General features: G+C 35.7%; 12 protein-coding genes and 1 pseudogene. 3 read left to right on the top strand and 10 right to left on the bottom strand.

What is annotated here, in order from left to right:
- Nucleotides 1-20: 20 nt before the first annotated feature.
- Nucleotides 21-134, top strand: a complete 114-nt coding sequence (locus ODQ17_RS09840) for a hypothetical protein (protein ID WP_225623321.1) — start codon at nt 21-23, stop codon at nt 132-134.
- Between the two features lie 239 nt (nt 135-373).
- Nucleotides 374-499, top strand: a pseudogene (locus tag ODQ17_RS09835) (S8 family peptidase); the annotation flags it as partial.
- A gap of 46 nt (nt 500-545) precedes the next feature.
- Here the strand turns inward: ODQ17_RS09835 and ODQ17_RS09830 are convergent.
- Nucleotides 546-2,000 carry a SulP family inorganic anion transporter gene (locus ODQ17_RS09830; RefSeq protein ID WP_322903254.1) on the bottom strand — a complete coding sequence of 485 codons (1,455 nt, stop codon included), beginning with the start codon at nt 1,998-2,000 and terminating at the stop codon, nt 546-548.
- A gap of 225 nt (nt 2,001-2,225) precedes the next feature.
- Entirely contained in the window at nt 2,226-2,858 is a 633-nt protein-coding gene (locus ODQ17_RS09825; RefSeq protein WP_322903253.1) for an SOS response-associated peptidase family protein, read from the bottom strand.
- Between the two features lie 393 nt (nt 2,859-3,251).
- Between ODQ17_RS09825 and ODQ17_RS09820 the strand changes: the two genes are divergently transcribed.
- Complete coding sequence (locus tag ODQ17_RS09820; protein ID WP_322903250.1) at nt 3,252-4,691, top strand: glucose/sorbosone family PQQ-dependent dehydrogenase; 1,440 nt, start codon at nt 3,252-3,254, stop codon at nt 4,689-4,691.
- 56 nt (nt 4,692-4,747) lie between these two features.
- Here ODQ17_RS09820 and ODQ17_RS09815 read toward each other — a convergent pair whose 3' ends face one another.
- From ODQ17_RS09815 to ODQ17_RS09780, 8 genes are all read right to left on the bottom strand, one after another.
- Entirely contained in the window at nt 4,748-5,191 is a 444-nt protein-coding gene (locus ODQ17_RS09815; protein ID WP_005046644.1) for a universal stress protein, read from the bottom strand.
- 140 nt (nt 5,192-5,331) lie between these two features.
- Nucleotides 5,332-7,428, bottom strand: a complete 2,097-nt coding sequence (locus tag ODQ17_RS09810; protein ID WP_322903248.1) for a sensor domain-containing protein — start codon at nt 7,426-7,428, stop codon at nt 5,332-5,334.
- A gap of 601 nt (nt 7,429-8,029) precedes the next feature.
- Nucleotides 8,030-8,245 (bottom strand): hypothetical protein, encoded by a 216-nt coding sequence (locus ODQ17_RS09805; RefSeq protein WP_003652142.1) that lies wholly within the window; start codon nt 8,243-8,245, stop codon nt 8,030-8,032.
- Between the two features lie 180 nt (nt 8,246-8,425).
- On the bottom strand, nt 8,426-8,890 hold the full coding sequence (locus ODQ17_RS09800; RefSeq protein WP_004791909.1) for a MarR family winged helix-turn-helix transcriptional regulator: 465 nt from the start codon (nt 8,888-8,890) through the stop codon (nt 8,426-8,428).
- 852 nt (nt 8,891-9,742) lie between these two features.
- Nucleotides 9,743-11,461, bottom strand: a complete 1,719-nt coding sequence (locus tag ODQ17_RS09795) for a fructose-specific PTS transporter subunit EIIC (protein ID WP_322903245.1) — start codon at nt 11,459-11,461, stop codon at nt 9,743-9,745.
- Nucleotides 11,448-12,395: a 1-phosphofructokinase gene (gene pfkB, locus ODQ17_RS09790; RefSeq protein WP_322903243.1), complete on the bottom strand. Its 948-nt coding sequence runs from the start codon at nt 12,393-12,395 to the stop codon at nt 11,448-11,450. The genes ODQ17_RS09795 and pfkB overlap by 14 nt, the downstream gene beginning before the upstream one ends.
- Nucleotides 12,396-12,410: 15 nt before the next feature.
- The gene (gene ptsP, locus ODQ17_RS09785) at nt 12,411-15,263 is read right to left on the bottom strand and encodes a phosphoenolpyruvate--protein phosphotransferase (protein WP_322903241.1); all 2,853 of its coding nucleotides are present in this window, start codon (nt 15,261-15,263) and stop codon (nt 12,411-12,413) included.
- Between the two features lie 322 nt (nt 15,264-15,585).
- Nucleotides 15,586-16,443: an alpha/beta hydrolase family protein gene (locus ODQ17_RS09780; RefSeq protein WP_322903239.1), complete on the bottom strand. Its 858-nt coding sequence runs from the start codon at nt 16,441-16,443 to the stop codon at nt 15,586-15,588.
- Nucleotides 16,444-16,576 lie beyond the last annotated feature (133 nt).

Here is a 16,576-nt window from a genome sequence, read left to right as displayed (position 1 = left end):
CAACGTTTTATATTTTATTTATTGATATCTGGAAATTTTTAAGAAGTTTTAACACCATTGGAACATATCTCATTATTTCTACATTTATATTGTTTTTAATGATTATATATTTTTACATTATACATCCTAGCTAATCTAAATTATCAATAGAGTAAAATAATCTTCCATTTTTTAATTTATTTGAATTGGTTCTCACTTTTAATAGAAAAAGATAAGAGTATTGTATAGATCCAAGTTTTATGAAAATATGACTTGGTTATAATACATGGAGAATATAATAAAAATTCCTTTCTAAAAAATTTTAACCTCTAAATATAAAGACTGTACTGATCATAACAACGATGTCTGAAGTAAAAATATGGAGATTTTTTATGAAATGTTGAGTACACCTACAGCCACACCTGAGACAATCTCAATTAATCTTTTAAATAAAGCAAGTAGTAATGTGGTAAAAAATCCTTCTGGTAGCCCAAATCGATTGTTATATAAATCACCTTAATAAGAAGTATGTCTTGAAATTGGAAAAGGTCCCGAAGGACCCTTTTTTAGATTTTTGCATGAGTACCATATTTATCAATCATGATTGAACTGGCTTCATTTAAACCTCGAACCGTTACCTTAATACCGTTCTTTTGAAATTTATTTACTACTGAATCTAGCATGGCAACTGAAGTCACATCCCAAATATGAGAGTGCGTAAGATCAATAATGACCTCTTTAATTTCTTCTTTAAAGTTAAAACTTTGCATAAATTTTTCAGATGAACTGAAAAATATTTGACCTCTTAATTCATATAGACGAGCTTGATTCTCGAATGAAGTTTTTATACGAATATCATTTTCAAGTTTATTTGCTAAGAAAAGTGCCGAAAGTAATACACCCGTTAACACACCTAGCGCTAAGTTATGGGTAGCAACCACTACAATAACGGTAGCGATCATAACGACATTACTACTTTTAGGATTATTTTTAAATTGAGTTAGAGAGTTCCACTCAAAAGTACTGATCGATACCATAATCATGACTGCAACTAGAGCAGCCATAGGAATCACTTTTAACCAATCACTTAAAAATACAACTAAAATAAGTAAGAATATACCTGCACAGAAGGTGGATAAACGTGTACGACCACCCGATTTTACATTAATCATTGATTGACCAATCATGGCGCAACCAGCCATGCCGCCCATAAAACCTGAAGCAATATTTGCTATACCTTGACCTTTACATTCTTGAAATTTATCACTAGATGTATCTGTCATTTCATCAACGATTGTTGCAGTCATCATTGATTCAAGTAAGCCAACCGCGGCAAGGGCTAAAGAATATGGAAGAATAATAAGAAGGGTTTCTAAATTAAAAGGAATATCGGGAATTAGAAATATAGGTAAGGTATCTGGTAATGATCCCATATCACCCACTGTTCGAACGTCAAATCCTAAAAAAATAGTGAGTAATGTGACTACTACAATACAAATAAGAGGTGAGGGAAAGAACTTTCCAATTTTTGGAATATAGGGGAATAGATAAATAATTCCTAAGCCGATTGCTACTAATAAGTAGACATGCCACGTCACATTTACCAATTCTGGTAATTGAGCCATAAAGATGAGTATGGCGAGGGCATTAACGAATCCAATAACCACCGATTTAGAAACAAAACGCATGAGTTTGGCGAGTTTGAAATATCCTGCCAAAATCTGTAAGACGCCAGTTAATACTGTTGCTGCAAATAGGTATTGAAGCCCATGGTCCTTTACGAGCGTTGTCATAACCAAAGCCATTGCGCCTGTAGCCGCCGAAATCATAGCAGGACGACCACCTACGAAAGAAATAATAACGGCAATACAAAAGGATGCATATAAACCAATTTTTGGATCTACGCCTGCAATAATTGAAAATGCAATTGCTTCTGGAATTAAAGCAAGACCCACAACAAGACCGGAAAGAATATCTGCGTGGATATTAGAGAACCATTGTTCTCGGACATTCGATAACATGAGAAATAGCCTAAGTTCTAAATTTTGAAAGGCTAGTGATGTGATATACCAACACAAGCGACTACACCACATCACTAAACAGTGATGAGTTATTTACAATAGATACGGGTAAATAAACTTAAGGTGGCGTAAGTGTCATAGGTATAGAGAGTTTGAGGCATTTAAAAGTGCCCGAAGAATAGCATAAGTTTTTAAGGCTGACTAACCTAAGTCGACTAAACCGATTTAATCATAATTTTTCATTTCAGCTTTTGGCATTGAGGCAAATTCATTCGCAGGCATATCTAAGAAAAAGTCTTTTGCTTCAGAATGAGTGCAGTTGAGCCAATTATTTCTAAGATCATCCGGTATCACAATAACTGAGCGTTTTTCATCATCCGGTTTATGAAATTGTTTCATAAAAGGGTGATGATCAGCATTGATTGTTAATAGCGACATTGATCTCACTTTCTGTTCTTCAATAAGTGTTTCCTCAAAGATCGCAGCCAGTGTAAAAGGTTGCCCATCTTTCCGGAAAATACCATACCAATGTGCTTTTCCATTGATATATTTAGGTTCATAAATGGCTTCAACAGGAATAAGCGCAAATTGGTCATTTAACCAAGCATGTTTAAAAGAGCGCTTTTGTTGTACTGTCTCTGTTCTGGCATTATACGTTGCATATTTGAATGCAATTTCTTTGGCATAAGGGGGAAGCATTCCAAATTTAGCTTTTCGCCACTCAAGCTCATTTTCATTCGATAAAATGAGTGGGCAATCATCACTTGGAAAAATATCCATCTTATATTCAAAAGTGGGTTCAAATAACTCTAATTGATTGGCATGTGTTTTCTTAATAGGTTTAAAGTTTGCACACATAAGGCACCTTCGTTGTAGAAATAGCTCTCAATTACAGCTTCTAACTTTTAGTCTTTAGTGATGTATATTTTTATAATTAGAATTGTCTCTTTGAGTATTAATTTTTAACTATCAATTACTTCGTTAATAAATATTTATTTAAATAATGGCCATTTCAAAAAAGTTTCAGATATAAAATGAATAGAATAGATAAATCGTATAGTTAAGCTGCTCATCTTAAAGAGAGTTTGTTCATTTTTGATAGCTACTTTTATGCAACAGAGCCTTTCAGAAATTTAGATTTTAATAGATTCGTTATTCATCATAATACAAATCATATAGAGAACTCGTACAAACCCTTTATTAGAGGTTTAAAAATTCTCGGAAAATTTTGACAATTTATAAGGTGGACACATGAATAAACATTTATTGGCTAAAATTGCTTTATTTGGCGCTGCTCAGCTAGTTACACTCTCAGCATTTGCTGATGTTCCTCTAACTCCATCTCAATTTGCTAAAGCGAAATCAGAAAACTTTGACAAGAAAGTTATTCTATCTAATTTAAATAAACCACATGCTTTGTTGTGGGGACCTGATAATCAAATTTGGTTAACAGAGCGCGCAACAGGTAAGATTCTAAGAGTGAATCCGGAATCGGGCAGTGTAAAAAAAGTTTTTCAGGTGCCTGAGATTGTAAATGATGCTGATGGACAAAATGGTTTATTAGGCTTTGCTTTCCATCCTGATTTTAAAAATAATCCTTATATCTATATTTCAGGTACATTTAAAAATCCGAAATCTACAGATAGAGAACTCCCGAACCAAACGATTATTCGTCGATATACCTATAACAAGTCAACTGATACACTTGAGAAGCCTGTCGATTTATTAGCAGGATTACCTTCATCGAAAGACCATCAATCCGGTCGTCTTGTCATTGGTCCAGACCAAAAGATTTACTATACGATTGGTGACCAAGGTCGTAACCAGCTTGCTTATTTATTCTTGCCAAATCAGGCACAACATACGCCGACTCAACAAGAAGTGAGTAGCAAAGACTATCATACCTATATGGGTAAAGTACTACGCTTAAATCTTGATGGAAGTATTCCAAAAGATAATCCAAGTTTTAACGGGGTGGTTAGCCATATTTATACGCTCGGACACCGTAATCCACAGGGCTTAGCATTTACTCCAAATGGTAAATTGTTGCAATCTGAACAAGGTCCAAACTCTGACGATGAAATTAACCTCATAGTTAAAGGTGGTAACTATGGTTGGCCAAATGTAGCGGGTTACAAAGATGATAGTGGCTATGCCTATGCAAATTATTCAGCAGCAACCAATAAGTCACAAATTAAAGATTTAGGGCAAAACGGAGTAAAAGTAGCGGCAGGTGTACCTGTGACGAAAGAGTCTGAATGGACTGGTAAAAACTTTGTACCGCCGTTAAAAACTTTATATACCGTGCAGGATACCTATAACTATAATGACCCAACTTGTGGGGATATGACCTACATTTGCTGGCCAACCGTTGCGCCGTCATCTGCTTATGTCTATAAGGGCGGCAAAAAAGCAATTGCTGGTTGGGAAAATACATTGTTGGTTCCATCTTTAAAACGTGGTGTTATTTTCCGTATTAAGTTAGATCCAACGTATAGTGCGACTTATGATGATGCGGTACCAATGTTTAAAAGCAACAACCGTTATCGTGACGTGATTGCAAGTCCAGATGGAAATGTTTTGTACGTGTTGACTGATACAGCCGGAAATGTCCAAAAAGATGATGGCTCTGTAACGAACACATTAGAAAACCCTGGGTCTCTGATTAAATTTACATATAAAGCTCAGTAACCCAGGCCATTAAAAAACCGATCTACATAAGATCGGTTTTTTTAGCTTAATAAAAATTATTCAGTTACGACTAATACCGGTAAATGAATTTCTCCTAAAAGAGCTTGAGTCACACTTCCTAAGAAGAACTTTTTAAACCCTTTTCGACCATGAGAACCAATCACCAATAGGTCTGCTTTGAGTTCAGTAGCGGCTTTAATAATTTCTGTGTGAATTGTTTGACCTTCAACAATTTTTGTTTCAACAGAAATTCCATGTTGGCTAAATTGTTCTTTCGCTTGGTCTAAAATACCCTGAATAGATGCTCTAGCTTTATTAAAGTAATCCTGTGCTAATTCTGTACTATCAATGAATTCTACAGAAATAAAAGGATCTATAGTAAGCGCATATACTAGAGTCACTTTACTACCAAAGGCCTTAGCAAGTGCTGCTGCATGATTGACAGCAATGAGTGAGGTAGGAGAACCATCGACTGGAACCAAGATATGGTGATAACTCATATATTGCTCCTTATTGTCCTGTGACAATGTATGGTGCCAAAACACCGATTTATTATCTTTATGCTTATATTATGAACAATTTTTGAAAGATTATTGTTTATTTTTAGTATGGAGAAAGATGAGAGATTTTATTATAAATTTTATCTTAAAGCATGATAATGACTTTCTAAGTAGGGTTGATTCTGCTTAAGTATTGAAATGACTTGATTGGCATCTATAGCAGATTCAAACAAGAATCCTTGGCCTATACTATATCCAAATTGTCGAAGTAGTTCTTCTTGTTCAGGGGTTTCAATACCTTCTGCAATAAGCCCCAGTGATAAATTTGGAGCGAGTAACCCAATTGCTTGAACAATCGCATAAATTGATGGGTCATGCTGCATCTTTTGAATAAAACTACAGTCTACTTTTAAACTGTCAATTGGATAGTCACGAATATGGGTAAGTGATGAAAAACCTGTACCAAAATCATCTAGAGCAATATGTACGCCATGTTGTTTTAATTTATTAAGTGCACGGATCACATACTCTGAACCTCGATCGCCCAACATATGTTCAGTGACTTCTACTTCAATATAATGTGTTGGAATTTGAAATTGATTGATCTTTTTCAAAAGCCGTTCAGCATAGTTGTCTCTTAAAAACTCAACTGGAGCAGCATTGAGTGAAACAGGAAGGGGTTTAATACCAAGATCTATCCATTTTGCAATATCACGTAAAACTTGATGTTGCATCGTTTCACCGATTTTACTCGCTAAATTATAATCTTTAAAAGCTTCTGCAATTTGAGAAGGATAGCCTCTTTGAGCGGAAGTTGTATGCCATCGCAATAAAGCTTCAAAACCTACAACACGATGAGTTTTTAAATCTACTTTAGGTTGATAGTAGGGCTGAATAGTATGATGACGAATAAGCTGACGTGCTAAATTAAGCTGAGAAGCGACTGTTTCGGTCATTTGCATCATGCATGGATCATACATGCGAATACCACCACGACCACGTGCTTTTAAATCATGCAATGCCATATCTGCACAACTGAGTAAACCTGATTGGTCGACGGCATCTTGAGGATAAATCGCACAACCAATACTCATACCACCATTTAGAACATTGCCTAAATAGGTAATAGGTTGATTTAGCTGCTGAAGTAAAATTGCGGCTAGGTCACGCACATCGCTTTCAGATTTAAGGTTATTAATAATAACCGCAAATTCATCTCCACCCAGTCGTGCGACAAAGCATCTTTCATCATCAACACAATGACTAAAACGTTTGGATAAAACTTTTAAAAGATGGTCGCCTGCGCTATGCCCTAATGTGTCATTAATATGCTTAAAATGATCAAGGTCAATTAATAGCAACCCCACACTTGTTTGGCTATCTTTTGAATATGCAAGAGTCCGTTTAAGCTGAAATTTAAATGAACGCCGATTACATAATCCGGTCAGCTCATCTCTTTCACTCATATTTCTAAGTTGATTTTCTGTCAGATGCTGTTGAGTCACGTTACGAGATACACACAGTATTTGTATGATTTCACCATTTTCCCGATGAATCGGGGTCAACATATTATCCCAATATTCGGGGTCCTGATCTGGTAAACAGCTCATTCCAGCGAATCTTGCAATTTTGCCTTGAAGGGCTTTTTTTAAAGCGACACGTCCACGTTTACGAATATGAGGTGGCAATAGCTCAAGCCATTTCATTCCAAATTTTGTTTCATCAACAGGAACACCTAAAGCGAGGCATCCTGATTTATTCATATGAGAAACTGTGCCGTCTACATTCAACACTTTAATGCAATCTACACTGATGTCTAACATTTGATTTTGTATTTCAATATTCTTTTGCAAGTTTTGTTGCTCTTGAATATCGTGATCAATATCTAAAAAGCTGACATACCATTCGCTGGCTAGAGACGAGCCGCGATATTTGGATGCTTGAATGGAAAGTTTGCACCATCTATATTGATTGCCACTTTGTAAAAGTCGGCATTTTAATTCTATTCTTTTTTGCAGGCGAATTGCTTCGAGCCATCTATTTTTGACTTCGTCTAAATCGACAGGAGATATAAAATCTAACCATTGCTGAGGTAATGGAGAAAAAGTATCCTGCCAATATTCTGTACACTCTGCATTGCAATATAATATCAAGCCATTTTCATCACTGACCCAAGTCGGTAGTGGAATCTGCTCAACAATAAAATGCTTTTGGGTGTTGTTCGACATTGAAGTCATAACATGCCTAGAAAGATTGTATGGGCGGGTAATCTAATTATTAGTCGTTATTGTAATCTTTCTGTAGTAATCAAAACAGTAATAAATAAATTTCAATTGACTTTTTTTTGAACTAAAATTGAGATCTTAAATAAATTATATACTTAATATTTAATTTATGTTTTTGTTATTTATTAATTTTTATCTGTCTTAAGTTAAAAAAAGATTTATGCTTATTTTTGTAAAAAACTTATTAAAACAGAAGCTTATATTTGTCTCTGAAGAACTATTTTAATAAAAGCCATCAAAATAAATTATAAAAATGAGAAGGATTAAATTGCGAGAATTAAAATCTTAATAAGCCAAAATTTAACCATGATATATAAAGACGGAGAGGTTTTTAAAAGTCTAAACAAATACAATAACCACTACTAAGTTTACAAAAGTAATATAAAATAAAGGCTTATATTATCGTAAAATTCTTTCCATCAAGAAGGATATATATTTCCTTTTTGTGCATTTTATAGCCTACATTTTCCCCAAGATGTAGGTTTTTTTTATTCTTAATTTTTGTCCATATAATCTTTAAATATTAAAAATAAAAAAAAGCCAAATGGCTTTTTTATACAGTTTCAGGTTTTTTCAACTCTTGTTGAATATAAAGATTCATATAATATTGTTCAATATAATCATCAGCATAGTTGTTTGCTAAGGTCTTTGTTGCCACTTGTTCATGTTTTAAATAGCAGTTTGATTCAAGGTCTTTTTCAAGTACCCACCATTGACGGTTAATACGACGCACTTGAAACTTGTCACTTTTGTATTTTCTTTTAGCCATTTTCAAAAATTTGCTATGCAGTTGTTGAAAGAGAATTTCTACTGGAGTTAAGGACTCAAGTCAACAGATGAGAAGTTAATTGCTTATTTTATGTGAAGTGTTGTTTCTATCAATACCCAGACGAGAGCTTAAAATAGAAAAGCTCTCCTAAGAGAGCTTAATAATATGTCTATCCTATTTTTAACGAGAAAGATTCTTTAAAAGTAATTTCAAACTTTCCATCATTTTTTCTAATTGCAAAGGGGTGATACCTTCGAATGATTGTTCGAGTACTACGCTGGTTAGGTCATTAATCTTATTGATCATTTCAGTACCTTTGTCTGTAAGTACTACGCGGGTGATTCGACCATCGGTCTGACAAGAATAAGTCTCAACCAAACCTTCATCTTTTAAACGGTAAACAATCTTGGTAGTCGTCGACATTTTTGAAATAATCATATCTGAAAGTTCAGAAACACTCGCATGAGGCTTACTACTTAAAGCCAACATAATGCGTCGACGTGAGTTATCTAAACCATATTTTTTTAAAGCATTATCAATGTTTTGTACATACTGAGCATGTACTTGAGTAATCCAATAATATGGAAAATCTTCAAGAGTAAAAGATTCTGTTGTAGGTAAAAAACGCGCATACTTCTTTGTCATTGACTTTTCCCCATACCTTGGTGAATCGCATTTCTGGTGAACTATCTTTAATAGTTGAAAAATATAGTTTCATCAAGCAAGTTATATCAGGACTTTACTTGGTGAGCAAAATTTATATAGCTAAATTTAACAATGACATGGTTTAAAGGACCTTGTCTTGATAAGTTTTCCTATACTTTGCACAAACTAAAAATACTCTTCTACTATGGTCAAAGTTTGTTGAAAGTTAATGTGACTTGATAAGTCATAGCCATTAATTCCTTAAAATCTTTGAACAGATATACAAGATTGCATCTAGGCTTGATTGATCGTTAATTGAACGATATTGGCTTATAAGCGCATCGTAGAAAAAAAATTATGATTTGAACGTGGCATTGAACGAGAAAGTTTTTGTCTCTAAAGTCATAACTATGAAAAATTAAGATATTTAAATAAAAAATATTTATAAATATCAATTACTTGTATTGTTTTGGTGTTGGCGAAATTTACCATACATTTAACATGAAACATCTATTATTTAGTAAAATAAAATTCGATTTCTATATTAAATAACTGATTTTTATTAATAAATTAAAAAATTATTTTAGATAATAAGCTATTTGAAATAGAGGTATTTTTGTCTATAAATTATATTTTTAAGAGTTTTTGCTCATGTTGCATGCTACTCATCTTCTAAATCTCAGATAGGTTCACTTTAACAATAAAGTTGGAGAAGGGAGTGCTAGCGCAGCTTATAGCAACAGTTATTTAGATTAAATTATGCGAGGCGTAAAGCGGGTAATTGAAGAGTTTTATTTGTTGAAACATATGAAATCTAAAAAAAAGGGAGAATTTATATTCTCCCTTTTTTAATTATGCAGTGGTCACAATTTTTTCTTCTATCTTTTTCTTAACAATCGCATAGCTTATGCCTGTAACGATACTACCTGCTGCTATGGCAGCGAGATATAACCAAGCATGGTTAATTGCATTTGGAATTAAAAGAACAAATACGCCGCCGTGAGGAGTAACTAATTCACAATGGAATAATGCAACAAGTGCTCCAGTCACAGCTCCACCTAAAATGCAGGTTGGAATAACACGCATTGGGTCTTTAGCTGCAAAGGGAATAGCACCCTCGGAAATAAAACATAAACCTAATACGAAAGCAGCTTTTCCAGCATCTTTCTCTCCTGTACTAAATTTATTTTTAGCAATGAAAGTCGCGATAGCCATACCAATTGCAGGGACCATACCGCCGGCCATTGTTGCTGCCATTGGCATATAGGTATTTGTTGTCAACAATCCGACAGTAAAAGCGTAGGCTGCCTTATTGATTGGACCGCCTAAATCTATACACATCATGCTGGCTAATATAATTCCCATTAACACAGCATTTGTTGTACCCATGTTATTTAAGAAGTCTTTCATTAGCTCGAAAATATGTGCTACAGGTTGTCCAACCACGTAGAACATAATGAGACCAACAAATAATGTACCTAATAATGGAATAATTAAAATTGGTTTAAGTGCTTCTAAACTTGTAGGGAGTTTAAGTTTTTTAGCAATAAATAGTGCGATATAACCCGCAAGAAAACCTGAAACAATACCGCCTAAAAAACCTGCTTGTAGCTGAGAGGCGAGTAAGCCCCCAATTAAACCAGGTGCAAGACCAGGGCGATCAGCAATTGAGTAGGCAATATAGCCCGATAACATCGGGACCATGAGCATAAATGCCGCAGCACCAATTTGTTTTAATATGGCTGGTAAACTTCCAGCTTGCTCAGCAGCATTTAAGCCAAAGCATAAGGAGAGAGCAATTAACAGACCTCCAGCCACCACCATAGGCAGCATAAAAGAAACACCAGTTAAGAGATGTTTATATACGCCAACTTTTTCGGTTTTATCTTTATTTTCTGTCGATGCTTGTTGCTTACCTTGTTCTAAAACTTGCGCATTGCTGATTGCTTCAGCAAAGGCTTTATTTGTTTGCTTTAGAGCAAAACCTGTACCACACCGATAAACACGCTTACCTACAAAACGGTCTGTGTTAACTTCAATGTCAGTGGCAAGAATCACAATGTCTGCTTTAGCAATAGCTTGAGCTGATAAAATATTTTTTGCACCAACAGAACCTTGTGTTTCTACTTCAATCTCATACCCAAGCTTTTCTGCACCTTGTTGTAAAGCTTCGGCAGCCATAAAAGTATGGGCAACACCCGTAGGACACGCAGTGATTGCTACAAACTTTTTAGTAGTAGTTACTGCCAAGCTATTATCACTTATCCAATCTTGAGCTGGCTTAAAATGGTCTAAGGCAGTTTGGAAAGCTGTGTGAACATCATTTTTTATCTCTTCAATGCTAATGAAAGATAATGGATATGTACCAAAACTATTAAGATCTTTCGGGCGTTGTCCAACAACAATGACTTGATCAAAGTTTTCACTTATTTCAAATTCATCAAGCGAGATAATGTTGTTTGGATAACCCTGTTGAGATGCGACTTGTGCAAGTTTCCGAGCTAAAATCAAAGCATTGACTTGCTGTTGCGGACTATTAATGACAAATAATAAATGTTTAGCAGTTAGCATCAGATTCACTCAATGAATTGATTGTGGTTTGGGCTTTTAATTGGTTTAGCGTTTCAGCATTAGGAATACGAAAGCCAATTTGTGTGACAGCATGGCTTGCGATTGCGGTAGCAGTTTTTAATGTTTCTTCATCAGAGAAGTCATTTATTAAGCCATGAATCATGCCTGCTAAAAGAGAGTCACCTGCACCAACAGTACTTTTAACTACTACTTTAGGGGCTTTGGCATGAAGTGGGTGAGTGTTGTGTAGCCAGTTTACACCGTCTTCGCCCATTGAAATAACGACATGCTCAATTTTAGCTAAGTTTTCAAAAAGCTTTTTTTGTTCAGCATAAGTCGCGGCAGGAAGCTGATAACTTTCTACTAACTCATCTGTATTTGGTTTAATCATCCATGGTTGACATTCAATTGCAGCGACCAATGCTTTACCACTTGTATCAAGTGCAACTTTTTTCCCTTGCTGTTGAATGAGCTTAATAAGTTGCTGTAATTCATCAATACTAAAACCTTGTGGAAGGCTCCCGGCAATGGCAACTACATCTACTTGTGGCAAAATCATTTCGATTTTTTGAAAGAGGTTCTTTTTATCTAGTTCAGAAACTAGGAAACCTTTTCCATTTAAATCAGTCATACGCCCAGAATGTTCAGCAATTTTTATATTTTGACGAGTCTCGCCCTCAATATAAATAAACTCAGGTTGGAATTGAGCTTCTTTAAAATGATCATCAAAAATTTGTTTGTTCGTTGTTCCTAGAAAGCCAGAAACGATAACTTCATGCCCCAAATCTTTTAAAACTTGTGCAATATTTAATCCTTTGCCTGCTGCATGTATTTCTACAGATTCTTGGCGATTTACCTCGCCAACCTGTAACTCATTGAGTTGTATCGTTACATCAATTGCAGGATTTAAAGTAATTGTTAAAACTTTAGCCATTACTGTTCCTAATCTTTAGATTTCTTGTTCGGATAACTGACGTACAGCAGTGGCGCTTTCACATTCTAGTGCGCGTTTTGCAAGCGCTTGAGCTTGGCTGTAGTTAAGTGTACGAATTTGGGCTTTTACTAAAGGAATACTATTTGGAGACATGCTGAGCTCATCTACGCCTAATCCCATAATAATCGGTACAGCTTTTGGATCAGCTGCGAGTTCTCCGCATATACCCACCCATTTGCCATGTTTGTGTGCAGCTTTTACAGTGTGATCAATCAATTGCAAAATACTTGGGTGGAGGCCGTCTGCTTCAGCCGAGAGGATAGGGTGACCACGGTCAATAGCTAAAGTATATTGGGTTAAGTCATTTGTTCCTATGCTAAAAAAGTCCACTTCTTGAGCAAGAATAGGCGCAAGTAAAGCAGCAGAAGGAACTTCTATCATAATACCAACTTGTAAGTCAGCGCATGGATGTGCAGCTTTAACTTCATCAAGAATAGCTTTGGCAGCACGCCATTCTTCCACACGGCCAATCATTGGAAACATGATTCTTAAAGGACGATCATCTGCAGCTTTAAGCAAAGCGATAAGTTGTTGACGTAACAGCTCTGGCTGTCTTAGTGTCAAACGAATACCTCTTAAGCCTAAAAATGGATTTTCTTCTTCAGCAATTGGTAAGTAAGGAAGTGGTTTGTCACCACCTACATCAAGAGTACGTACTACAAGTGGGCGACCAGCGAGGGCATCTAGCACAACACGATAATCTGCTTCTTGGGTAGCTTCACTTGGAGCACTGCTATGAGCCATAAAAACAAGCTCTGTTCTAAGTAAGCCAATTGCTTCTGCGCCACATTCTACCGCGTGGGCTGTAGCTTGAACTTTTCCTAAATTTGCAGCAACTTCAATTTGATGTTGATCTAGGGTAATCGCAGGTTCTTGGCTGTGATGTTCAGCCTCTTCACGAATTTTTTGTTGAAGCTCTCGTTCTTGTTTTGCTTGTTCGATTTGCTGAGTGTTCGGGTTTAATACAAAAGTTCCTGTATCTCCATTAATTAAAAGAGAACTCTTTTGTTCAATCTCTAGTACTTGATTACCAGCACCAACAATTGCAGGAATACCTAAAGCACGAGCAACAATAGCGCTATGTGCACTTGCGCCGCCTACAGCTGTCAAAATACCTGCTACTCGATCTTTATTGAGGCGAGCCACATCACTAGGGCCCACATCATACATGATCAAAATATAAGGTTCTTTAGGCTCTTCGATAATAACTTCACCACAGAGCTGTGCTAAAACCCGATCGCCAATATCACGTAAGTCTGTAGCACGCTCAGCCAATAAGCGGTCTGGTAAAGCTGCTTGCTCTTTAGCTGCTGCTTCAATATGTTCATGCCAAGCAGCAGGAGCAGAAAGGTTTAAGTTGATCTTTTGATAAACACCATTGATAAGATCTGGGTCGTCTAGCATTTCCAAATGTGCTTGGAAAATTTGCTTAATTTCAGCTACTTCAGATTTTGCAATAACTTGGTGAATATTGTTTTTAACTGCGTGAAGAGCAATATCAAGTTTCTCTTTTTCTGCTTTAACGCTTAAACCCATACGTTCATATTGGTAAACCTTAGGTTTGATGACATGTACGGGGCCAAAAGCTAGACCACTAGAAGCTGGAATACCTGTATTTGTACTCAATGTTTTCGGCAATGACTTGACTGTTTGAGGCGATTGAGCTTGGGTATCTGAAGATTGAATAGGTTCAACTTCTTCTCCTAAGCCTTGTTGCACGGCCTGAATAACTTTATCTAAAGCTTCAACAGCATCTGTTTCTGGCTCGGCAATAAAACGTAAAGTTTGACCACGTTTACATCCTAAAGCCAAGAGGCGCGTCAAACTTTTGGCCGAAACAAAATTACCATCGTCCACCGCGACCTGAATATCACCTTGAAAACTTTTAGTTAAGTTCACCAAATGAGTCGCTGGTCGAGCATGTAATCCATGGGCATTGGCTAATACAACCGAACGATGAGGCCAATCTGGAATAACATCTGCACCAATAATTTTAGCAATTTCATTTGGTGCTTGTGTTTGATCTAGCTGTGCGACTTGTTCTGGGTTAAATAAAATATCAATAAGTCGGTTAAATCTTTGACTATCTAACTGCTCATTAGCAGCAATACAGACGAGAGTATTTAGTTTTTGTCCATTTACATCTAAAGCATGGCGTGGTTTTACAATACTGATTGCTGGCTGTTGAACAAACTTACTGCTAGAAATAGACCAGATCTGGTCTTGTAACTGGATAACTTGATCTGGCTCAAGTGAGCTTAAAAAACCACATTTTACGAAATTATGTTTTTTGAGAATTTGAGAGGCTGACCACAATAAGTCTTCGATATCTTGAGATTCAATTTCAGTTTGAATTAAATTTTCATGCAGTGTTAAGGATAGGGGTTGAGCTTGTAATAGTTCAATAATTTGCTCAGGTTGTGTCGCATTTTTTACTTGTTCACTTACATCCTGCATTAACGCTCTAGTTAATATTTGTAGTACTTGTAAATGCTCATCAGATTTTGCTGCAATAACAACAGCTAAATAAATCGTGTTTTCCTCATCCCAGACTATTCCTTCAGGAAAGTGAGCTAACCGAATACCTGTTTCTAAAATAAATTCACGAGATTGTGGCGTACCATGCGGAATAGCAATACCTTGGCCTAAATAGGTAGCGCTTTGTTGTTCACGATTGATGAGTCCTGTTATATATTCAGGCGTAACTAACCCATCTTTTACTAATATATCTACTAGACACTGTAATGCATGCTTTTTATCAACAGCATGTTGATTCATATGAATATGTCGAGGCTCGAGTGCTAGCATACTTATCCTTGAACAATTTCTTAGGTTTTAACTAAAACAGAAAAAAAGAAGCTGTTTGTATTAAAATAGGTTGGTTTACCTGTTTTTAAACAACAGCTTCAGACAAATTACCATAGCAGAACTTTAAGTTTATATCGACGTATTTACGTAAATAATGCTTATTAAAAATACAAAGGAATCACGACTTAATATATTTTAGTTTCTTATGGTAACTATAAATTTAATAAAGTTATTTTATAAAAAGGGGACTGCTAATAATAAAAAAACCTCTACACCGGATTACGGGCATAGAGGCAAAAACTAAATGATAGAATTTAAATTACTATTGAATTTCTTGCTCTAAGACTGACCACAGCTTTTGATGTGATTTTTTAAACATTAACATATGCCCAATTGATTTATAGCCGAGTTTTGTTGGATTCAATTCTAGCATTTTAGTAGATGCATTCGGATATAAACTTAATAAATCTGCAACGTTGTGTTGAGTGGCAATTTCATCATCACTTGCCCAAATAGAAGTAATAGGGCAAATAATTTCAGTGTGAAAGTCATGAAAAATAGTTTTACCAATAGCATTTTTCACATAGCCTGGGTGACTACAAAACTCTCTCCACTGTTGTGCGACTTTCTTAGGCAAATTTTCACCCATTCCAATAAATTGAGTAGCACCATAGCCTTTTAAAGTACTCGAAATTGGAAAGATAACGTTAAACATGACGGGGGCTAGAAATTTTGTTTTACCTTTAAGTCCTTTTACATGGCCTGTAGAACCTGCTACTGCAACAACTTTTGCGACTTTATGAAAATTTGGCACAATCCCTAGCAGTTGCCCACCCGCACTATGGCCAAGAAGAGTAACTTTTTCTGCTTCGGCTTTTTCTAATAAAGTTTCAATTGCGCAAGGGATATCAAGCGTTCCCCAATCATTAATACTCGCTGTACTTTGCTTTAACGGCCCATGCAATGAATCTCCAATTCCACGGAAATCAAAGCTTAATACATCATAGCCTTGCTGACTTAACCATGTAGCAAAAGAATGATAAAAGTTTTTGGTGATACCTGTTGCTGGACAAATCAAAACAGGATGTACCGATTTCTTTGATTGAGTTGGATAAAATTGTGCAGCAAGTTGATAACCATCTTCGCAGGTCATCCAAAATGATTCAAAAGTGTTATCCATGATATTACGTAATGATTAGCTTTTAATGACTTTAATTTACATGAGTTCCAAAACGATACTTGATTAAAATGTGACTATAAAGTCAAGATTTATGCTATACAGCTCATTAAATTTTAATAAAACGAATAATTGG

It is taken from the genome of Acinetobacter sp. IRS14 (assembly GCF_034650275.1).
Lineage (GTDB): Bacteria > Pseudomonadota > Gammaproteobacteria > Pseudomonadales > Moraxellaceae > Acinetobacter > Acinetobacter oleivorans.
The sequence above is the reverse complement of the archived record's forward strand: the minus strand, read 5'-3'. Positions and strand labels throughout refer to the sequence as shown.